Source organism: Nocardia huaxiensis (assembly GCF_013744875.1).
GTDB lineage: Bacteria > Actinomycetota > Actinomycetes > Mycobacteriales > Mycobacteriaceae > Nocardia > Nocardia huaxiensis.
In genome coordinates this window covers 6,938,293-6,957,869 of the sequence record NZ_CP059399.1, presented here as the reverse complement: position 1 = coordinate 6,957,869, position 19,577 = coordinate 6,938,293, and the positions used below count along the sequence as shown (strand labels likewise).

Genomic DNA, 19,577 nt, shown 5'->3' with positions numbered 1-19,577 from the left:
GCTGCGGATCATCAGTGGCAGGCGGTGGCGATGCCGGCCATCCAGGTGCGGATGGCGGTGCGCTGCGCGGGGGTGAGGTTGGCTTCCAGTTCGTCCTCGCGGCGTTTGACGGCCTTGTGCGCCAAGGCATATCGCTTGTGGCCTGCGTCGGTGACGAAGAGCTGGTAGGTGCGTTTGTCGGTGGGGTGGGGGCGGCGTTCGATCAGGCCCTGGGATTCCAGGCCGGCGAGCATTTCGTTGGCGGCTTGGCGGGTGCTGCCTACGTCGCGGGCGATGTCGGAGACGGATTTGCCGGGTTGGGCGGCGGTCATCATGAGGGTCGCGTACTGGGGGGAGGACAGGCCGAATTCCTTGAGCTCCTCGCCGATGGCGGCGCGCATGCCCAGCCACACGCTGCGGACCATGAAGGTCAGTGATCCGGTCTCGTTCCATTCGGAGTTCAACGGGCACAGCCTTTCTCGCGATTGACAGGTTCCTGACAATCCGTCACAGTGGTGATTGTCAGGTTCTTGTCAATCATATCCGAAGGTGCCCATGACCACGCCTGCACCGCTGCCGCGTGTTCGGCAGCGCATGATTCTCGCCGTTCTGCTGCTGTCCTCACTGCTGATCTGGCTCGACAACACGATTCTCGGTACCGCCCTGGAGACGCTCGCCGACCCGGTGCGCGGACTGGGGGCGGGGCCGTCCCAATTGCAATGGGCCACAGGGGCTTACACGCTAGTGTCCGCCGCGCTCATGTTCACCGCGGGGGCGCTCGGTGACCGCTTCGGACATCGGACCGTACTCGTCGGCGGGCTGGTGATCTTCGCTCTGGCCTCGGTGTGGGCCGCCTACGCGGGCGGCCCGGGGGAGCTGATCGCCGCCCGCGCCGTCATGGGCGTGGGCAGCGCGCTCATCATGCCGCCCACCATGGCCATTCTCACCTGGACTTTCACCGGTCCGGCTCGGGCCGCCGCGATCGGCCTGTTCTCCACGTCGGCCGGGGTGGGACTGGCCGCCGGGCCGCTGCTGGCCGGTGTGCTGCTCGACAATTTCTGGTGGGGTTCGGTCTTCCTGGTCAATATCCCGGTGGTGGCCGTGGGCCTGGCCGGAATCGCCTGGCTGGTACCGAATTTCCGCAGCCCGGCCCGCCGCCCGCTGGACCTGCCCGGACTCACTCTGTCCATGGGCGGCCTGGCCGCACTGGCCTACGGGCTGATCCGCGCCGGGCAGGTCGCCTCCTGGACGCCGGTCTCGGTCTGGGCGCCGATCGTCGCCGGGCTGCTCCTGCTCGCCGGGTTCATACTCGTCGAATTGCGCAGTGCCCAGCCCAGTTTCGATCCCCGGCTGCTCGCGCAGCGGATCTTCGGCGGCGGCAATGCGGCACTGGGGCTGCTGTTCCTCGCCATGACCGCGGCCGGGTTCTGCAACGCCTTCTATCTGCAGGGCACGCGCGGATTCTCGCCGCTGCAAGCGGGGCTGGCCACCGCCCCGGCCGCCCTCGGCGTGATCGTGGGCGGACCGCTCGGCGTGCGACTGGTCCGGCGCTTCGGACTGCGCCCGGTCAGCGCCACCGCCCTGGCCGTCTCGGCCACGGCCATGGGCGCCTTCGTGTTCATCGGACTCGACACCCCGCTGCTCTGGATCGAAATCGCCATCGCGGTACAGGGTTTCGCCACCGGCATGGTGATCGGCCCGGTGACGGCCGCGCTCATGAGCACGCTGCCGCTGGAGCGGGCGGGCGCGGGTTCCGCCGTCACCAATACCGTGCGCCAGACCGGCAGCGTGCTCGGCATCGCCATCGGCGGCACGCTCATGTCGATCGTGTACCGGCGCGCGATCGACGGCTCCCTGGTCGATCTGCCCCCGGCGGTGCGCGAGCAGGCTCAGGTGTCGGCGGAGCTGGCGCGCCATGCGGCGACCACCGCCAACCGGCCCGGCCTGGCGCACGCCGCCGATGCCGCCTTCGTCCATGCCATGCACGTCGGCTCGGTGTGGGTGATGCTGTTCGCCCTGCTCGGCGCGGCAGTGCTCGCCGTCACCGCGGGGCCCGGCCGCAAACCCGCCGAGCAGCAACAACTTCCGCAGCAGCGGGTCCCGGCGGAGACCGACGCCGAACCGGCGCGGGCCCTCGCCTGAACCGGCCGGCCTAGCTGTACGCCCGCGCGACACCCTCGAGCAGATGTTCGAGGGTGTCGTAATTCGGCGGATCGACCACGTCGAGGAGATTGGGCACCACCGGAACCTGGTGCTGCGCCGCGACATCGGTGAACAGCGCCGGATCCGCGGGCCGGAAACCGTGCTCAGCGGCCAGCTGCTGCAGTTCGGCATCGGTGGTCAGCAGCTTGCCGAGCCGATCACCGGTGTCGTTCAACGGCACCACGGTGTGCTGCGACAGCACGGTCGGCGAGGGATACATCAGCACCATGTCGGGCTTGATCCGCCCCTGGACCGCGGCATCCACGTATTGGGACTCGTAGATCCACACCATCGGGGTGGGACCCATGCCGCCGGACAGGTACTCCTTGAACGGCCCATCGGTGGTCGCCTCGGTGTAGCCCTGCCGGGTGAACAGCCGCGAAACCCGCGACACCGCATGATCTTCGGCGGTCTTGCCGCGCACGATCGTATTGTCATTGGCCACATAGGCGGCCACCGCCAGATACATGGCGGCCGAATTCGACGTCCGCGGATCGGTGGTCGCCACCAGGATGTTCTTGCGCACCGGATAGGTGGTGTTGCCCTCCAGCTGATCCCACTGGGTGCCCTTCTCGGCCAGCGCCAGATACGCCTCCATGTCGAAAGTCGGTGTGGCGCCCGGCTTCACGACTCCCGCCTGGGTCAGCAGATCCACGATCGGCCTGTAGGTGGCGATCGCCATGGGCGAGGAGAAGGGCGTGTACTTGGCGGTGGTGTTGCGGGCGCGCTGCACACTCTCGGCCGCCGTCGAACTCGACGGGAACGCGAAGTCGTACCTACCCAGATCCACGGTGGTGGCGATCTGCCGCGACCCGGCCGGGTCCACCTCCACCTTCACCCCGTGGCGGGCGAGCGCCTCGATCACCCGGGGATCGTCGAAGAACCCCATCTTCTCCGACCCCACCACCCCGCGCACGGTCGTCACCGCCGCCGGTGTGGCGGCCGCGGGCTTCGAATCCGGCTCCCGGACAACCAGCGCCACCACAATGGCCAGCACCGCGGCGATCACGCCCGCACCGACCCATGCCAGTCGTTTGCCCCCGGTGACTTTCGGCACGAATCCGGTAATCCGGTTCATACCGCCGGGAATTCGATGCCGCCCGGAATTCGAATCTGTCCCGGCCTCGACCGGCGCGGTCGTGTGCTTATCCCCGTGCGCCGTCCCGCTTTTCGACGGCTCCAACTCCCGGCGCGCGATGCGCTCCACCAGAATGGGCACGAAATCGCGGACTTTGTGCCCGTCGAATCGTTGCCGGGCCGCCCACAGCACCGCCTCGACCCGGGCCGTGGTGTGCGTCTCGCCGTAGGTTCCCACCAGGCGATCCGTCAGCTCGCGCAGCGCTTTCTCTTCCCTGGCCGCTCTGTCGTCCAGGGTCACGTCAACTGCCACCGGCATCTCCTCGCCTCGCCCGAAAATGGCTGCGCGGCAGCGCAATAACCGCCGCCGTCAACCGCGTCGACTTCGATGCATAGCGAGGCATTCGAAACAACAGGTGCCGCAAAGGTGTGCACCGGCTGAACGAATCGAAGAGTTCGACCGGAATTCGGTCAGGAGCCGCCGGGGAACGCTACCGTCGACGGATTCGTCCCCAGGATCGATTGCCAGGTCGCCAGTCGCAGCGCCGAATCGGTGAGCGCCTCCACCGCGGTCTTGCGCACCTGATCGCTCCCCGCGCGTTCCACCGCAGACCGCCACGCGGAGGCACAATCCGATTCCACGGTGACCGCGAGCTTCGCGGCCGGAATCGGATCGTTCACCACGAACGGCGCGGTATAGGCCGCATTCGGCGCCGGCACCGGAATATCCAGGGATTCCATCAATTCGATGGTGGCATCGCGCCGAGCCCGGTGTGCGGCAGTGAATTCCGCCACGACTTTCAGCCGATCCGGATTGGCATAGGCCGCGATCACCCCGTAGGCGTAGACAGCGGCGTATTCGGCGCTCAACGCATCGGTGAGCGCCGAGGTGTCGGCTGTGGTCATCCGAGCAGAACCCCCGCGTGGGTGGCGCAGGCGGCGCTGATCGACCCGAGCAGCCCGGCGCGATAGCCGGATTGCGTGACGCACAGTTCGGCGGCCGATCGCTGGGCCGAGCTCAACCGGGTGCGCAGTTCGGTCACCGTGGGCGGCTGCGTCGGCGCGACCGGGGTGACCGGCGGCGTGCGATAGCTCGGCGTGGTCCCGTCCCCGTAAACGCCGATGGCACGGTCGATTTCGGTGCGCAGCGCCTCGGCGTGCTCGGTGCGCTGCGCGGCCACGGTCTGCAAAGCCCCCGCGCGATCCGGATTCGCGGCAATCGCCGCGGTCGCGTACACCGCATCGGTGCGCGCCGACTCCTCTTGCGCCAGAAGCGGATCCGGCGCAGGCGGCGTCGGCTCCTGCGCGCAGGCGGCAGCGCTCAGCGTCACCGCCGCAAGCGCGCCGCCACCGGCGAGCCGCAGCGCCGCACGACGATTCACGCCCGAACCGGCCCGCACGGCGGAGCCGAGGGTCTGCACGGGAGACGAGGGAGGGAGCAGGGTCGCCGACCCTGTTCGGTCCGACGGGACCGCGACACCGGCACGAAGGCCGCTCAGACTGCTGGGCACCCGTACATCCTGCCAGCCGTCGCGGCCCGACCGCCGACTCAGGGCCGTCCGATAGGCTGTGATCTCGATCGATATGCGGGCCCGTGCGGGCGAGTCGCCCCTAACACGCCGGACGGGCGGTAGTGCCGACCATGCCGAACTCGAGAGGGTTGGCTGGTCCTTTACACTCTTTCAGCGCGTTACGCTAGACCTTCGGCAGGGTATTTCGCCGACTCTGTCCCATCAGAGCCACGAACGGTCCCGCCGACCGCGCCCGACCAGTACCGATCACCGACAACTCAACCCGTCACAACTGAACCAGGAGCCGCCCAACATGCCGATGCCGACCGAGGAAAGGGTGAGCCAGCTAGTTGCTGGACTCGTCGAACGCCGAGGATTCGACCTCGAAGGCGTCGCGATTTCGGCTGCCGGTACCGCGCATGCCCGGGTGCTCGTGACGATCGACAGTGACGGTTCCCCCGATCTGGACGCCGTCGCGGTATTGAGTTCGGAGATCTCCGAGGCCCTCGACGAGGCCGGTGATTTCGGTGAGACCCCGTATCTGCTGGAGGTCACCACACCCGGCATCGATCGCCCTCTCACCGAACTACGTCACTGGCGGCGCGCACAGGGCCGCAAGGCGAAGATCACCCTACGCCCCGGAGTCGAATCTCCGGACGAAAAAGGCAAAACACGCTTCGAGGCCCGCGTGGGCGCCACCACCGAGGATGCGGTGGCGCTGGTCCTCGGCGGCAAGCGGAAACCACACCGGGTGACGGTGCCGCTCGCCGATATCGAATTCGCGGTAGTCCAGGTGGAATTCAGTCCGCCCGGCGCCGCCGAACTCGAACTCGCAGGGGGAGTCGCAGCGGGCCGTCCCCGGCCCGGTGCCCAGGAGGAACCCGAAGACACAACCGAAGACGCTGCCGCGGCAACCGTTTCATCGACCGAAGGGATCGTGGAATGAACATCGAAATCGAAGCCCTGCGCGCGATAGTCGCCGATAAGGGAATCTCGATGGAGACCGTGATCTCCGCGATCGAGTCGGCCCTGCTCACCGCCTATCGCCACACCGAGGGCCACCAGCCCAACGCCCGTATCGACATCAACCAGAAGACCGGTGTCGTGCGCGTCATGGCCCGCGAGGTCGACGCCGACGGCAACCTGATCTCCGAATGGGACGACACCCCCGAGGGTTTCGGCCGCATCGCCGCCACCACCGCGCGGCAGGTCGTGCTGCAGCGGCTGCGTGACGCCGAGAACGAGAAGTCCTTCGGCGACTTCGCCACCCACGAGGGCGACATCGTCGGCGGTGTGGTGCAGCGCGATGCCCGCATGAACGCCCGCGGCACCATCGTGGTCCGCATCGGCTCCGAGGCGCACGGCGCGGAGGGCGTCATCCCGCCCGCCGAGCAGGTGCCGGGGGAGACCTACGAGCACGGCGATCGCATCAAGTGCTACGTGGTCGGCGTCTCGCGCGGCCCGCGCGGCCCGCAGATCACCCTCTCGCGCACGCACCCGAACCTGGTGCGGCGGCTGTTCGCGCTCGAGGTTCCCGAGATCGCCGACGGCTCGGTCGAGATCGTGGCCGTGGCCCGTGAGGCCGGGCACCGTTCCAAGATCGCCGTGCGCTCGACGGTGCAGGGCGTCAACGCCAAGGGCGCGTGCATCGGCCCGATGGGTCAGCGCGTGCGCAATGTGATGAGCGAACTGGCCGGCGAGAAGATCGACATCATCGACTACGCCGACGATCCGGCCGCTTTTGTCGGGAATGCGTTGAGCCCGTCGAAAGTTGTCTCCGTCACCATCGTGGACCCGGACGCGCGTGCCGCGCGGGTCGTGGTGCCGGACTTCCAGCTGTCGCTGGCCATCGGCAAGGAGGGCCAGAACGCCCGCCTGGCGGCCCGTCTGACGGGCTGGCGCATCGATATTCGCAGTGACGCCGCGCCTGATGTCGCAGGTTCGGTGCGTTCGGAGGCCCACCGCGGCTGATTTTCGCGGCGAACTCCGCTCCCGCCGGCGGCTCTGCCGAACAGCGGCGATCGAACAAGATCGGCAATGAAACAGACCCTTCGGATGACATGTTGGTAACTTCCCAAGGGGACGGATGCGGAGATCGGGACATGACAGCGGTACAGTGGACGCAGGCTCAGCGCGAGTCACCGGTTTCAGCGCGCGCCGCACAGGTGAAAGAAGGCTCCACACCAGTGCGAACGTGCATCGGTTGCCGGAAGCGAGCGTTGGCTGCCGATCTGATGCGGGTCGTGGTGCAGGGTTCTGCGAGTAGTGAGCAGGGTCTTGCGGTAGTTCCCGATCCGCGGCGCAGACTTCCCGGACGGGGTGCTTGGTTGCACCCCTCTTCGGCTTGTCTGAGCCAAGCAGTTCGGCGCCGAGCATTCGGCAGAGCACTACGAGTGTCCGGAAATCTGGATATCTCAGCCCTGGAGCATGACGTAGAGAACAGGCACGAGCACTCATGAGCACACCGTGAAGTCCAAGCGATGATCGGCCATCGAAATTAGTCGAGGTCGTGCGGGTCACCCTTCCGTGCAGAAGGGATGCCACGCTCGACCTCATCAGTGAGGAGAGCAGTGGCAGGCAAGGCCCGCGTGCACGAGTTGGCGAAAGAACTCGGTGTCACGAGCAAGGAACTACTCGCAAGGCTCAAGGAGCAGGGCGAGTTCGTGAAGTCGGCGTCCTCGACGGTGGAAGCTCCCGTCGCACGCCGCCTGCGTGAGTCGTTCGCATCGAAGAGTGCCCCCGCGAACGGCACCAGCAAGTCCGCGACCAAGCCCGGTCCCGGCGATGCCCCCCGTCCGGCCGCCAAGCCGGCCCCCGGCGCTACCTCGGGCCCCCGCCCGGGTACCCCCGGCCCCCGTCCGTCCGCCCCGACTCCGGCCGCTCCGGCCCCCAAGCCGGCCACTCCGGCCGCCGAGTCCGTGGCTCCCGCCGCCCGCGCCGAGGCTCCGGCCGCGCGTCCGACCCCCGGTGTGAAGCCGGGTCCGGCCGCCAAGCCCGCCGCGCCGCGTCCGGCCGAAACCCCTGCTGCCGCAGCGGCTTCCGCTGCTCCGGCCCCGTCGGCGCCCGCGCCGTCCGGTCAGCGTCCGGGTGCGCCCGGCCCGCGTCCGGGTCAGCCGGGCGGCCAGCAGGGCCAGCGTCCGGCGCAGCCGCAGGCAGGCGCTCAGTCCCCGTCCGCCGCACCGCGTCCGGCCGGCCCGAAGCCGGGTCCGAAGACGCCGCGCGTCGGCAACAATCCGTTCAGCTCGGCTCCCGAGCCGCGTCCCGCGCCGCGTCCGGCTCCGGGCCCGCGTCCCGGTCCGGCCCAGGGTGGCCCGCGTCCGGGTCCGGGTCAGGGCGGTCCGCGCCCCGCGCCCGGCCAGGGCGGTCCCCGTCCGGGCGCCGGTCAGGGTGGCCCGCGTCCGGGTGCCGGTCAGGGCGGTCCGCGTCCCGGCGGCGGCCAGGGTCAGGGTGGCCCGCGTCCCGGTGGTCCGCGTCCGAGCCCCGGCTCGATGCCTCCGCGCCCGAATCCGGGTGCCATGCCCTCGCGTGCCGCGCGTCCGGGTCCGGGCCAGGGTGGTCCGCGTCCGGGTCAGGGTCCGCGTCCCGGTGGTGCCGGTCGTCCGGCCGGTGCCGGTGGCGGCGGTCCCTACCGCGGTGGCGGTGGCGGCGCTCCGGGCGCCGGTGCGGGTGCCGGTGCCGGTGGCGGCGCCGCGGGTGGTTTCCGCGGTCGTCCCGGTGGCGGTGGCGGCGGTGGCCGTCCCGGTTCGGGTGGCGGTCGCGGCGGTGCCGCGGGTGCCTTCGGACGTCCGGGTGGCGCGCCCCGCAAGGGTCGTAAGTCGAAGCGGGCGAAGCGCGCCGAGTACGAGTCGATGCAGGCTCCGATCGCCGGTGGCGTGCGGCTGCCGCGCGGCAACGGCGAGATCATCCGTCTCGCCCGCGGCGCCTCGCTGTCCGATTTCGCCGAGAAGATCGGCGCCAACCCGGCCTCGCTGGTGCAGGCGCTGTTCAACCTCGGTGAGATGGTCACCGCGACCCAGTCGGTGAACGAGGAGACCCTCGAGCTGCTGGGTTCGGAGATGAACTACGTCGTGCACGTGGTCTCCCCGGAGGACGAGGACCGCGAGCTGCTCGCCAACTTCGACCTCACCTACGGCGAGGACGACGGCGACGAGGAAGACCTGCAGGTCCGTCCGCCGGTCGTGACCGTCATGGGTCACGTCGACCACGGTAAGACCCGACTGCTGGACACGATTCGTAAGGCCAACGTCCGTGAGGGCGAGGCCGGCGGCATCACCCAGCACATCGGCGCCTACCAGGTCGAGGCCGAGGTCAACGGCGACGAGCGCACCATCACCTTCATCGACACCCCCGGTCACGAGGCGTTCACCGCCATGCGTGCCCGTGGTGCGAAGGCCACCGATATCGCGATCCTCGTGGTCGCGGCCGACGACGGCGTCATGCCGCAGACGGTGGAGGCCATCAACCACGCGCAGGCCGCGGATGTGCCGATCGTGGTGGCGGTCAACAAGATCGATAAGGAAGGCGCGAATCCGCAGAAGATTCGCCAGCAGCTGACCGAATACGGTCTGGTCGCCGAGGAGTACGGCGGCGAGACCATGTTCGTCGACATCTCCGCCAAGCAGGGCACGAACATCGAGTCGCTGCTCGAGGCGGTCGTGCTGACCGCCGACGCGGCGCTCGACCTGCGGGCGAACCCGAACATGGACGCGCAGGGTGTGGCCATCGAAGCCCACCTCGACCGCGGTCGTGGCCCGGTGGCGACCGTGCTCATCCAGCGCGGCACGCTGCGCGTCGGTGACTCGATCGTGGCGGGCGACGCCTACGGTCGCGTGCGCCGCATGGTCGACGAGCACGGTGACGACGTCGAGGCGGCCCTGCCGTCGCGGCCCGTCCAGGTCATCGGTTTCACCTCGGTGCCGGGTGCAGGCGACAACCTGCTCGTGGTCGAGGAAGACCGCATCGCCCGTCAGATCGCCGACCGCCGCAACGCTCGCAAGCGCAACGCCCTGGCCGCGCGCAGCCGCAAGCGGATCTCCCTGGAAGATCTGGATGCCGCTCTGAAGGAGACCTCGGAGCTGAACCTGATCCTCAAGGGCGACAACTCCGGTACGGTCGAAGCCCTCGAAGAGGCCCTGCTGGGCATCGATGTGGGCGACGAGGTGCGCCTGCGCGTCATCGACCGCGGTGTCGGTGGCGTCACCGAGACCAACGTCAACCTGGCGTCGGCCTCCAACGCGATCATCATCGGCTTCAACGTCCGTGCCGAGGGCAAGGCGACCGAGCTGGCGAACCGCGAGGGCGTCGACATCCGGTACTACTCGGTCATCTACCAGGCCATCGACGAGATCGAGAAGGCCCTCAAGGGTCTGCTCAAGCCGATCTACGAAGAGGTCGAGCTGGGTCGGGCGGAAATCCGCCAGATCTTCCGCTCCTCCAAGTTCGGCAATATCGCCGGCTGCATGGTGCTGTCGGGTTCGGTCAAGCGCAATGCCAAGGCTCGCCTGCTGCGCGACAATGTCGTGGTCGCCGAGACCATGACCATCGCGTCGCTGCGTCGCGAGAAGGACGACGTCACCGAGGTTCGTGAAGGCTACGAATGCGGTCTGACGGTCACCTTCAACGACATCAAGGAAGGCGACATCATCGAGGCCTACGAGATGCGGGAGAAGCCGCGCGACTAGGCGTCACCCGCACGGACTGCCGGGTCCGGTCTTCGGATCGGACCCGGCGCCGGTCCTCCGGGATCGGTGAAAGTCCGTGTGACCCATCCCTTTCCGGGTAACGCACGCGCATTTCCCGGGGCGCGTTCATATGAGCGAAAAGATGTTTGTCGGAGCGCTGGAGTTCGACATACTTCTCGGCGATGTGCATTCGCTGAAGGAGAAGCGTTCCGTCATCCGCCCGGTGCTGGCCGAATTGCAGAAGTTCGGTGTCAGTGCCGTCGAGGCTGGAGACCACGATCGATATCGGCGTACCTTGCTGGGCGTGGCCATGGTCAGCGCCGGTATGGCGCATCTGACAGAGGTGCTGGACCGTTGCGAACGCAGCGTGGCGGCACGTCCGGAGTTACAGTTGCTGGCGGTACGCCGCCGCGTCTTCGGACCCGAAGACTGACGATTATGTGAGGAGGGCAGACCCGTGGTGGATCAAGCCAGGGCACGCCGACTCGCCAAGCGGATCTCCTCGATCGTGGCTACCGCGATCGAATACGAGATCAAGGATCCGCGGCTGAAGTTCATCACGATCACCGATGCCAAGGTGACCGGTGATCTGCGAGAAGCGACCATCTACTACACCGTCCTGGGTGAAACCCTCGACGCCGAACCCGATTACGCCGAAGCGGCGGCCGGACTCAAGAAGGCCACCGGCATTCTGCGGTCCAAGGTCGGCGCGGGCACCGGGGTGAAGTTCACCCCCACCCTGGCGTTCGTGCTCGACACCGTGCCCGATGCCGCCCGCCAGATGGAGGAGCTGCTTGCGCGGGCTCGCGCTGTCGACGAGCGGGTCGCCCAGGTCGCGGTGAACGCCACCTATGCCGGTGACGCCGACCCGTACAAGGCCGAATCCGACGAGGACGGCGAAGACTGACCTGAGGTCTCCGGACCCGGGAGGAGCGTACCGGTGACAGAACCGGTCGATCTGGGCGCGGCGGTGGCGGTGCTCGACAAGGCCCGGTCGGTGACGGTGCTGTGCCATGTGCAGCCCGACGCCGACACCATCGGCAGCGGCCTGGCGCTGGCACAGGTGCTGCATCGGCGCGGGGTGCCCGTGCGGGTGTCCTTCGCCGAACCGGCCGAACTCCCGGTCTCCATGCGCTCGCTACCCGGCACCGAATTCCTGGTGCCGGCAAGCGAAGTGCCGCGTGAGGTGGATGTGCTGGTGGCCGTGGACTGCGGCAGCGCCGGACGCCTCGGCGCACTGCGCGACCGGCTCGACGGCGCCCGCACGAGCCTCGTGCTCGACCATCACCGCTCCAACACCCGCTTCGGCATGGTCAACGTGATCGACGAAACCGCCGAATCCACAGCGGGTTTGGTGGCGCGAGTGCTCGACGCCTGGGGCGAATCCATCGATCGCGGTGTGGCGCACTGTCTTTACGCCGGGCTGGTCACCGACACCGGCTCGTTCAAGTGGGCGCGACCCGGCTCGCACGCCCTGGCCGAACGCCTGCTGGCCACCGGAATCGACGGCGCCGCAATCACTCGCACGCTCATGGACACCCACCCCTTCGGCTGGCTGCCCATGCTCTCACGGGTGCTGGCCACCGCACAGCTGGATCGCGACGCGGCCGCAGGAGCGGGGCTGGTGCACGTGTTCGTGCGCCGCACCGATATGGACGGCGTCCGCTCCGAAGAGGTCGAGAGCGTGGTGGATATCGTGCGCACCACCGCGGAGGCACAGGTGACAGCGGTATTCAAGGAATCCCGCATCGAATCCGGCCAGTGGACCGTGTCCCTGCGCTCCCACGACGGCGCCGACGGCACACCCGGGGTCGACGTGGCCCGGGTGGCCATGGCCCTCGGCGGCGGCGGACACCGTTATGCCGCAGGCTATTCCGCGACCGGCACTCCGGACGAGCTGATCGTCGCACTCAAATCCGAACTGGGCCGCTGAGCGACCGGGCGGCGGCTCCGGATCGTCCCCCGTGAGGTCCCGCTCCGACCCGTCGACCGGCCCCACTCCACCGATCCAAGATCGCGCCCGCGCGCCTGCGGGTTCAGGGGGTGAGGTGCCACCACCACGCGTCGACGGGGTCGTCGGCGATGAGGTCGTCCGGCGGCCGGTAGCCGTGCGGCTCGACGGTCTCCAGCGCGCCGGTCCGCCGGACAGTCTCGCGGACCTCCTCGGCCCGCACGTCGCCCTCCGGGTCGAGGACGCCGAGCAGCCTCGGCCCGAGGTTGTACCAGTCGGCGAGCAGCGGCAGGTCGCCGCGCTCGACGGCGGCGACGGCCACGACGCGCAGCACGTCGAGAGGCGAGACCCGCGCGGGCGGAACCCGGTCGGCCGGTTCGAGCTCGGCCGCCATCCGCCGCCACAGCGCCGACCCGGCGTCGCAGTAGAGGTGCGGCGGGTCGACATAGCCGTCCTCCAGCCAGGCGCCGTCGTCCTCGGGGGAGCCGCCGGGCCCGCGGAGCGCGGTGAACTCCCTCAGCCCTGCGAAGTAGGCGGGGCGCTCGGCGTGGTCGGGGTGTCGATCCAGGTCGAACCGGTAGGTGTGGCGGCGGCCCAGCAGCGCGTCCATCACCCGGAAGCGGGTGAAGGAACAGTCGAACCCGTCCTGGAAGTGGTAGAGCGCGGCGAACCAGTCGCGAGGACGCGGATCACCGGCGGGCGCGTGGGCGTCGAGGAGCAGGACAGTATCGGCGACGAGGTCCTCGATCAAGTGCTCGGACACCCCCGCAGCCTAGGCCCTTCGGCACCCGTAGCCAGCGGCGGCCAGATGCTTGCCCGGGCTTCGCGCAGTGGGGCAGTTGACTTCGAAACAGCCCCTAGCCGTTGACCTTCCGAGAGGCGGCGCTGACTACGCATGACCGTCTGAGCCCGCAGGCAGTAGCGGATGTTCGCCAAAGCACCCGAGAAAGAGAGCGGTGGCTACGGTCGCAACTCGGCTACCTTGGCGTTTCGGATGCCAGCCTCCTGGAGTAGATCGAGCGCCCGGTCCGAAATCACTAGGTAGAGTTCGTCGTCGAGGCCGAAATCGGATTCACCGGCTCGCCCCGTCAGCTTCATCCATCTCCACTCCGGTAGTGCAGTACCGATCATCTCCTCCGCCTGGGGTGACATCGAAACGCTGACATCGTCGAAATGTGCACCACCGAGCCCTATTTGCTCGATTTTGTGCGCTAGATCCCTGGTGACGATAAAACACGGGGTGGAGGTCTCCACAGCGCTGGCATCGGCAATTCGGTGCGTCTCCGACGCTGAGATGATCTCGGCCCGTTGATCTTTGGGGTGCGCCGCCCGGCTGGTCGATCAGACCGCCCAGCGGCAATGCAGGATGTTCGACCTTCAGGCCGAAGGAAGACCCAGGGGCGCCGCTCCAATTTCCTTGCGCTCCTTGGTTAGCACCAATGCGCCGGCGGTCATCGCGACCGGCCGGACCGGGCCCTTCCAGCCGCACCAACCGCCGCACTCCGCGACATCTTGGCTCTCGATTTGACTGTCGTCGAACCTCGCGGTGATGTGCCACGCCCGCGCCGGATGCCCACAGATTGGGCACTTGCCGAAGTAGTTCAGAATCTCCTGCACCTCAGAGGCGACGACATCTCGTTTGTGACCGATCACCTTGACCACCTCCCGGCCCGAGACTATTTCGGACAGCCAGCGAAGGTCCACGAAACGGGCATGCCTCCGATCACACTCAACGTGGCTCGTTCAGTTCGAACAGCCTTATCGCGGCAGTACAGGATGTTCGCGGGAGGGGGAGGGGGGTGGGATCGGGCGTCTACTCCGCTCCCTGAGGCGTACCAGAGGGACCGTCCAGCCACCCCCCCCTTTGCCCCAGGCCGCCCAAGGCAGACACTGCGGGCTGGAACCCGAGCGGGCGCCGCCTATCCTAACCCGCCCCGCCGACAAGGCTGCGGTGCACCTTCTCGATCTGTTGCAGCGGCTGGAACATCAAATACGGTCGGCCCCAGCGATCTTCGAGGCCGATCGTGCGGCTGCTTCGCTCAGCGCGGGAAGCGGCAGAAGCGGATACTCAGCTGACGGTTTCACGTTCTGCAAGGAATCGATCGAGCAGGTCGAACAGCACTTCGAGGATATGGATTTCCTGCTCGGGGCTGAGATCAGTGACGAAGTCCCAGTCGGGCAGCGCGATCTGCTTGATCAAACCAGACCAGCCGAAACTGCTTTGGCGACGAAGGTGATTGGCAAGAAGCCAGTCGCGAAAGCCGCCCAGTCCTGGACCACCCGACCTGCGCGCAGCGTAGTCGTAACCATCGAGGAAGCACGTCACGCCACGGAAACTCGTAAAGCCGATGAATATGCCTGGGCGCGCCGCGAACTGCCGGAGGTATTCGCGTTCGGTGAGGTTGTTCGGGTCCATCGGCTTCGGCTCGATCTCGCGTGCTCGCCGGGCGAAGTGAGTATCGAGGTCCATGGGCTTTTCCATTCCGTCAGTTCATCACGCCAACGGAAGCCGTGGGTGTGTGGCTCGTCCATGCCATCTAGTCCCGACACAACGCACCAAACTCGGCATGAGGGTGCGTCGGTCGGAGCCAGATCGGCTCGGCCCGTTGACTTTCGCCCGGTCCGCGCTGGCCGGTTCGGTCAGCGCGCCATGCGGTAGGAGCGGATGTTGGGAAGGGTCTTGTTACAGGTTCGGCAGCGCGTTGTCGGCAGTCGGGTATCGATCGTTCTCCAACCTGAACACATACTCCCGCAGATCGTTTTCGAGGTCGGTGGCCAGATAAGCGAGGAAGTCCCGGACGCCTTCTGCTGCTTCGCCTTCCAGAAAGTCAGCACCCTCTCTCGTGTAATGGGCAAGCAATTGCGCAAGGTGCTCGGCAACCTTGTCGCGACTGCTCCACCACGCACGAACGGCTGCGGGAGTCCAGCGCGAGTCCCCATCGCAGGCGTAGCCGTCGAGCGGGTCGGCGTCCGCTGCCTGCAGCAGGCATTCGACCTCGGCCGGCGACGTCGGCTGGCGATAGACGAACTCGTTGTAGTACTCACCGCCGTAGAGCACGTTGCGTGGCGCGTGAACCCTTCCGGTCCAACAGGTATCGGTCTGCGCCGTGTAGAAGGGACCCGGCACGTTCATCCAATGCCGGTCCTCCCACTTGTCACCGTGGTAGGTGGAATTGTTGAGATCGCGCCGAACCGAAGTCATCGGATCCCAGCGTCGCGGTAGTTCACTCACGACATCAGCATTCCCTATAGCGCGGCACACAGGCGATGAGTGCCAGGCTTCGGACATCACGCACTGCGGATTGGTGCATACGGCCGACTGCGGCGTGACCGGTCTGAACAGGCTTGTAGGCGACAGAGGCGCGCGTTCGTCGGCCGCCCAACGGATTTCAGAGCTCGAATTCGTCGACCCAGCTGCCAGCCAGAAGATGCTTCGGCAGGTAGCCCGACGTGATGTCTATCGTGACGCTCTCCTCCTGAGCGATGCAGGCAATGGCCAGGATTGGAAGCGCGATCGAACTGCGCGCGAGGTGAAAGCTCTGCGGGTTCGATCGCCAGTACAGCTGATGCAGTTCCAGGGATTCGGCCAGGTCTTCATGGAAAGCCACGTCGTCCTTGAATAGAAGTTTGTGCAACAGCAATACGGCCGGGGCCAGGATGAAGTGCAGCACCTCCGGTGGCGTGTGGGGCGCGGCATGCGGATAGGACGCGGTTAACGCCGCGCCGAGCCGCTCGACGAGTTCGACCCCCGGTGACGCTCCGGTTGGTGGCCCTTGACTCGCTGTCCAAAAGTATTGGAGGGCATCGGCCCACACGTACATGAACTCATCTGTCTCCGCACCGGGCACACGTAGATCGTCCAGGGGGATCGCACACAGACGGGAGACCTTCCCCCACTCTCGGCAGACGACCGCCAGATAGAACGCGGTCACCCAATTGCCGACGCTCGCAGCGGGATGCGGTCCGATCGCTGCCATAGTTCGTATTTCGCCATCGATCCGGCACCGCACTATGTCAGCTCGGCCGTTCGTCATCTCGAACAACGCATATCCGGTCTGCACGGCCCTCACCATTGCGAGCCAGGTCTCGGGTTGGCGCACGTCCTCATCGATCCAGCATCGCGCCCACAGATGTTCGAGGGACACCTCGAATGCCGCCCCGATCAGTTCGGGAGACTTCTCGAGTGATGCCACGTATATCCGGCCCATCGCGTCGAGATCGTCGGCACGCGGCAGATCGTCGAGACAGATCCTGCCATAACGCGCAATTTCGATGGTCACGAACGCTTTCCCCTGACTGCTGTGACGTCGTTCAGGGATCTTGGGCACCGAATTCCCGAACCGCGAGAAAGCTGATCACACATCTGGACATCGTATGAGCACGCACTCGTCCGCATCGACCAGACGCTCAATCAGCAGAATAGGGCGTTCAGCAGACGTGTCGAGGCGCCGGGAAACGCCAGACAGTGGCGTCAGTTGTGGCTGATACCAACGGCTCTCGACGGCGCGGAATGACGGCAAGTGTTCATGGCGTGGCCGGAATCGGATACCGGTGGTGGCTGTCCGGGGCCTTGAATGGGGTGGGGCTGTTCGTGCCGGGGGTGCCGGTACGAACAGCCCTTCTTCGGGGGATGCGGAGAGTGGTGTGGGTTAGTCGTGCAGGCCGTGGATGGTGATGCCCTTGGCGGCTTCGACGCGGTAGCCGAAGGTGATGACGGTCTGGGCCTGCGGGTCGAGGGTGGCCTTCCAGGTGAGGATGCCCATTTCGTCGCGGTCGGCTGGTTCCGGTTTGGCTGCTGTTTCCTTGACGGTGATGGCGGCGTCGCGGGAGACGGGCAGGCGGTCCAGGATGGTCACGTCGGCGGGGCGTTTGCCGTGGTTGCTGACGGTGATCCGGTATTCCAGTTCGGTGCGGCGGGCGGAGCCGAGGGTGGCCTTGGAGGCGTTGCGGCGCACCAGTTCTCGTTCCACGCGGATGCGGTCGTCGACGCCGAGGGCCAGTTCGCGTTCCTCGCCGGGGGCCCAGATGTCGAGGTCGGTGGCGCCGACGAATTCGGCCTCGTGGAACAGCGAGGCGCGGCCGGCGGGCAGGGTGTGGTCGGAGTTGTTGCGGGCGGTGGCGCGCAGCACGGCCTCGAGCGAGCGCACCGGCGCCGTCACATGGTCGAGGCCGACCTCGAGGTCGAGGGCGGTGATGACGGTGCGATGTGCGGTGCCGTCGGAGGGGACCGCGACGGTGTGCTGCGGGGTGTAGGTGGCCGCGGTGATGCCGTGCTCGGCGGTGGCGACCGCCTCGCGGACCGGCGGCGGCGGTGCGGCGGGCCGGGCCATGGCCGCCGGCGCGGGGGCGGGCATGCCGAAGGTGTTCTCGGCGGCGGCTCCGGCATCCATGGCGGCGCTGCGCATCGCCCCGTAGCGGGCCTTCGGTCGCGGCGCTTCGGCGCTCACGAACCACGGGGCCAGCTCCGGCACCTCGAGGCCCTGTGCCGGGCGGGCGGTGGACAGTTGCAGCCGGCATTCGGGCCAGTCCTCGCCGGTGTGCTGGCGGACCAGGCCGAACCAGCGCAGCGCCAGCGCGTCGTCGGTGAGGCGCAGGTCGTAGCTGCTGTGCCAGCTCGCGCCGGGCACCATGTAGGAGAGCTCCAGGTTGGCGTCGGCCGCGGCGGCGGCTTCGACGGTGATGATCACGGCCAGCACGTCGGTGTGGGTTTTGCCGCGCAGGTCGGCCAGCCGTCGCGCGATGGCCTCCTGTTCACGAATGTGGTCCTGCCGCAATCGATCTCGTTCCCGCCGGGCGCTGTGGACGCTCGCGTACTGGGCGTCCAGGCTCGTGGTGAAGGTCGTCACCCGCTCCTCGTCGGCCTTGGCCAGGGCCTCGGCCGAGCGTCGCGCGAGCCGTTCCAGGAAGCCGATGCGCGCTTCGGCGGCCCGGTCGGCGTCGGCGAGTTCGGCCAGGGCGGCGTCCAATTCGCGGCTGCGCGCCTCGAGCTCGCCGACCTGCGCGTCGTGTGCGCGCTCCTGGCGTTCGGTGACGACGTCGACGCCCAGCACCGTCAGCTCGCCGTGCCCGGCGACCCGCACCGAATCGCGCACCAGCCCGAAAGGCAGTGGCGCGACGCGAATCCGATGCTCTCCCGCCGGAATGGCGGCCGAGCCGGATCGGGTCACCCGCGCCCGTTCCGGGTAGACGGTGACCGCGGTGATGGACGTGTCGAGAGGGATCATGCGATCCAGCCTGCCTCGAGTCGGCCGTTCGGGCTCGTGAGTTCCGGTGTTCGCCGGTCCCGCTCCGGGGTGTCGTGCCCCGGCGATTTGTGAAAGTGCCCGCCCGCCTTTGTCGGAGTGCACGTTGTCGGCCCCGCCGGATCTTGCTGACATGGAGGGCATGCTGATTCGCGACCACGTCGCCCTCGTCACCGGAGCCGCCTCGGGGCTCGGACTCGCCACGGCCCGGCGGCTGCTCGCCGACGGCGCCAAGGTGGTGCTGCTGGATCTCGCGGATTCCGACGGGGCCGAGGTGGCGGCCGAACTGGGGCCGGACGCGGTATTCGCGTCGGCCGATGTGACTGAGGAGGACGAGGTCGCGGCCGCGTTCGACGTGGCGGAGTCGCTGGGCGCGCTGCGCGCGGTGGTGAACTGCGCGGGCATCGGGCTGCCGGGGCGAATCCTGCACGGGGAGAATGTGGTTCCGCTGCACGCCTTCCAGGTCGTGGTGGACGTGAATCTGATCGGCTCGTTCAATGTGCTGCGGCTGGGTGCGCAGCGGATGGCGCGCGCCGAGGCGGTGGACGGGGAGCGCGGGGTCATCGTGAACACCGCGTCGGTGGCCGCGTTCGACGGGCAGATCGGCCAGGCCGCCTACTCCGCGTCGAAGGCCGCCATCGCCGGCATGACCTTGCCGCTGGCGCGGGATCTCGCCGAGCACCTGATCCGCGTGGTCACGATCGCGCCGGGCATGTTCGACACCCCGCTGCTGGCCGCCCTGCCGCCGCAGGCGCGGGAGTCGCTGGAACAGCAGGTCCCGCACCCGCAGCGGCTCGGCGATCCGGCCGAATTCGCGGCGCTGGTCGCGCACATCGTCGCCAATCCGATGTTGAACGGCGAGGTGATCCGCCTCGACGGCGCGATCCGCATGGCCGCTCGCTGAGCCTGCGGCGCACCTGCCCGGCGGCCGGAT

The 19,577-nt window shown here is 67.9% G+C and carries 20 protein-coding genes; 9 read left to right on the top strand and 11 right to left on the bottom strand.

Annotation, left to right across the window (positions count from 1 at the left end; all coding sequences use genetic code 11):
• Nucleotides 1-11: 11 nt before the first annotated feature.
• Nucleotides 12-443, bottom strand: a complete 432-nt coding sequence (locus tag H0264_RS31645) for a MarR family winged helix-turn-helix transcriptional regulator (protein WP_220139877.1) — start codon at nt 441-443, stop codon at nt 12-14.
• Nucleotides 444-534: 91 nt separating this feature from the next.
• Here H0264_RS31645 and H0264_RS31640 point away from each other — a divergent pair, with 91 nt between their 5' ends.
• Nucleotides 535-2,121 (top strand): MFS transporter, encoded by a 1,587-nt coding sequence (locus H0264_RS31640; protein WP_220139876.1) that lies wholly within the window; start codon nt 535-537, stop codon nt 2,119-2,121.
• A 10-nt stretch (nt 2,122-2,131) separates the two neighbouring features.
• Here H0264_RS31640 and H0264_RS31635 read toward each other — a convergent pair whose 3' ends face one another.
• From H0264_RS31635 to H0264_RS31625, 3 genes are all read right to left on the bottom strand, one after another.
• Nucleotides 2,132-3,577: a three-helix bundle dimerization domain-containing protein gene (locus H0264_RS31635; RefSeq protein WP_181580938.1), complete on the bottom strand. Its 1,446-nt coding sequence runs from the start codon at nt 3,575-3,577 to the stop codon at nt 2,132-2,134.
• 152 nt (nt 3,578-3,729) lie between these two features.
• Entirely contained in the window at nt 3,730-4,164 is a 435-nt protein-coding gene (locus tag H0264_RS31630; protein WP_181580937.1) for a ferritin-like domain-containing protein, read from the bottom strand.
• On the bottom strand, nt 4,161-4,679 hold the full coding sequence (locus H0264_RS31625) for a hypothetical protein (protein WP_244976008.1): 519 nt from the start codon (nt 4,677-4,679) through the stop codon (nt 4,161-4,163). The genes H0264_RS31630 and H0264_RS31625 overlap by 4 nt, the downstream gene beginning before the upstream one ends.
• A 403-nt stretch (nt 4,680-5,082) precedes the next feature.
• On the opposite strand from H0264_RS31625, the gene rimP reads away from it, so the two are divergent.
• The 7 genes from rimP to H0264_RS31590 all read left to right on the top strand — a co-directional run bounded on the left by rimP (nt 5,083) and on the right by H0264_RS31590 (nt 12,383).
• On the top strand, nt 5,083-5,715 hold the full coding sequence (rimP, locus tag H0264_RS31620; protein WP_181580936.1) for a ribosome maturation factor RimP: 633 nt from the start codon (nt 5,083-5,085) through the stop codon (nt 5,713-5,715).
• A complete protein-coding gene (gene nusA / locus H0264_RS31615; protein WP_181580935.1) occupies nt 5,712-6,740 on the top strand; it encodes a transcription termination factor NusA in 1,029 nt (342 codons plus the stop codon). Before rimP ends, nusA begins: the two co-directional genes overlap by 4 nt.
• Before the next feature lie 131 nt (nt 6,741-6,871).
• Nucleotides 6,872-7,228 carry a YlxR family protein gene (locus H0264_RS31610; protein WP_181580934.1) on the top strand — a complete coding sequence of 119 codons (357 nt, stop codon included), beginning with the start codon at nt 6,872-6,874 and terminating at the stop codon, nt 7,226-7,228.
• A gap of 111 nt (nt 7,229-7,339) precedes the next feature.
• Nucleotides 7,340-10,450 (top strand): translation initiation factor IF-2, encoded by a 3,111-nt coding sequence (gene infB / locus H0264_RS31605; RefSeq protein ID WP_181580933.1) that lies wholly within the window; start codon nt 7,340-7,342, stop codon nt 10,448-10,450.
• Between the two features lie 142 nt (nt 10,451-10,592).
• The gene (locus H0264_RS31600; protein ID WP_181585970.1) at nt 10,593-10,883 is read left to right on the top strand and encodes a DUF503 domain-containing protein; all 291 of its coding nucleotides are present in this window, start codon (nt 10,593-10,595) and stop codon (nt 10,881-10,883) included.
• A 24-nt stretch (nt 10,884-10,907) separates the two neighbouring features.
• Complete coding sequence (gene rbfA, locus H0264_RS31595) at nt 10,908-11,357, top strand: 30S ribosome-binding factor RbfA (protein WP_181580932.1); 450 nt, start codon at nt 10,908-10,910, stop codon at nt 11,355-11,357.
• A gap of 33 nt (nt 11,358-11,390) precedes the next feature.
• Complete coding sequence (locus H0264_RS31590; RefSeq protein ID WP_231084669.1) at nt 11,391-12,383, top strand: DHH family phosphoesterase; 993 nt, start codon at nt 11,391-11,393, stop codon at nt 12,381-12,383.
• Between the two features lie 103 nt (nt 12,384-12,486).
• Here H0264_RS31590 and H0264_RS31585 read toward each other — a convergent pair whose 3' ends face one another.
• From H0264_RS31585 to H0264_RS31555, 7 genes are all read right to left on the bottom strand, one after another.
• Nucleotides 12,487-13,164 carry a hypothetical protein gene (locus H0264_RS31585; protein ID WP_181580931.1) on the bottom strand — a complete coding sequence of 226 codons (678 nt, stop codon included), beginning with the start codon at nt 13,162-13,164 and terminating at the stop codon, nt 12,487-12,489.
• Between the two features lie 197 nt (nt 13,165-13,361).
• Nucleotides 13,362-13,655: a hypothetical protein gene (locus H0264_RS31580; RefSeq protein WP_181580930.1), complete on the bottom strand. Its 294-nt coding sequence runs from the start codon at nt 13,653-13,655 to the stop codon at nt 13,362-13,364.
• Nucleotides 13,656-13,778: 123 nt separating this feature from the next.
• Nucleotides 13,779-14,105, bottom strand: coding sequence for a hypothetical protein (locus H0264_RS31575; protein ID WP_181580929.1), 327 nt, complete (start codon nt 14,103-14,105; stop codon nt 13,779-13,781).
• 364 nt (nt 14,106-14,469) lie between these two features.
• Nucleotides 14,470-14,871, bottom strand: a complete 402-nt coding sequence (locus H0264_RS31570) for a hypothetical protein (RefSeq protein ID WP_220139875.1) — start codon at nt 14,869-14,871, stop codon at nt 14,470-14,472.
• A gap of 213 nt (nt 14,872-15,084) precedes the next feature.
• Nucleotides 15,085-15,633: a ferredoxin gene (locus H0264_RS31565; RefSeq protein ID WP_220139874.1), complete on the bottom strand. Its 549-nt coding sequence runs from the start codon at nt 15,631-15,633 to the stop codon at nt 15,085-15,087.
• Nucleotides 15,634-15,790: 157 nt separating this feature from the next.
• Nucleotides 15,791-16,681: an immunity 49 family protein gene (locus H0264_RS31560; RefSeq protein WP_181580928.1), complete on the bottom strand. Its 891-nt coding sequence runs from the start codon at nt 16,679-16,681 to the stop codon at nt 15,791-15,793.
• Between the two features lie 369 nt (nt 16,682-17,050).
• Nucleotides 17,051-18,625, bottom strand: a complete 1,575-nt coding sequence (locus H0264_RS31555; protein ID WP_181580927.1) for a DUF4139 domain-containing protein — start codon at nt 18,623-18,625, stop codon at nt 17,051-17,053.
• A 160-nt stretch (nt 18,626-18,785) separates the two neighbouring features.
• On the opposite strand from H0264_RS31555, the gene H0264_RS31550 reads away from it, so the two are divergent.
• Nucleotides 18,786-19,547 (top strand): SDR family NAD(P)-dependent oxidoreductase, encoded by a 762-nt coding sequence (locus H0264_RS31550; protein WP_181585966.1) that lies wholly within the window; start codon nt 18,786-18,788, stop codon nt 19,545-19,547.
• Nucleotides 19,548-19,577 lie beyond the last annotated feature (30 nt).

Coding starts and splice junctions, on each gene's coding strand:
- H0264_RS31640 (WP_220139876.1), top strand. CDS start 535: ATGACCACGCCTGCACCGCTGCCGCGTGTTCGGCAGCGCATGATTCTC.
- H0264_RS31550 (WP_181585966.1), top strand. CDS start 18,786: ATGCTGATTCGCGACCACGTCGCCCTCGTCACCGGAGCCGCCTCGGGG.
- H0264_RS31600 (WP_181585970.1), top strand. CDS start 10,593: ATGTTTGTCGGAGCGCTGGAGTTCGACATACTTCTCGGCGATGTGCAT.
- nusA (WP_181580935.1), top strand. CDS start 5,712: ATGAACATCGAAATCGAAGCCCTGCGCGCGATAGTCGCCGATAAGGGA.
- H0264_RS31635 (WP_181580938.1), bottom strand. CDS start 3,577: ATGCCGGTGGCAGTTGACGTGACCCTGGACGACAGAGCGGCCAGGGAA.
- rimP (WP_181580936.1), top strand. CDS start 5,083: ATGCCGATGCCGACCGAGGAAAGGGTGAGCCAGCTAGTTGCTGGACTC.
- H0264_RS31610 (WP_181580934.1), top strand. CDS start 6,872: ATGACAGCGGTACAGTGGACGCAGGCTCAGCGCGAGTCACCGGTTTCA.
- H0264_RS31570 (WP_220139875.1), bottom strand. CDS start 14,871: ATGGACCTCGATACTCACTTCGCCCGGCGAGCACGCGAGATCGAGCCG.
- H0264_RS31630 (WP_181580937.1), bottom strand. CDS start 4,164: ATGACCACAGCCGACACCTCGGCGCTCACCGATGCGTTGAGCGCCGAA.
- H0264_RS31555 (WP_181580927.1), bottom strand. CDS start 18,625: ATGATCCCTCTCGACACGTCCATCACCGCGGTCACCGTCTACCCGGAA.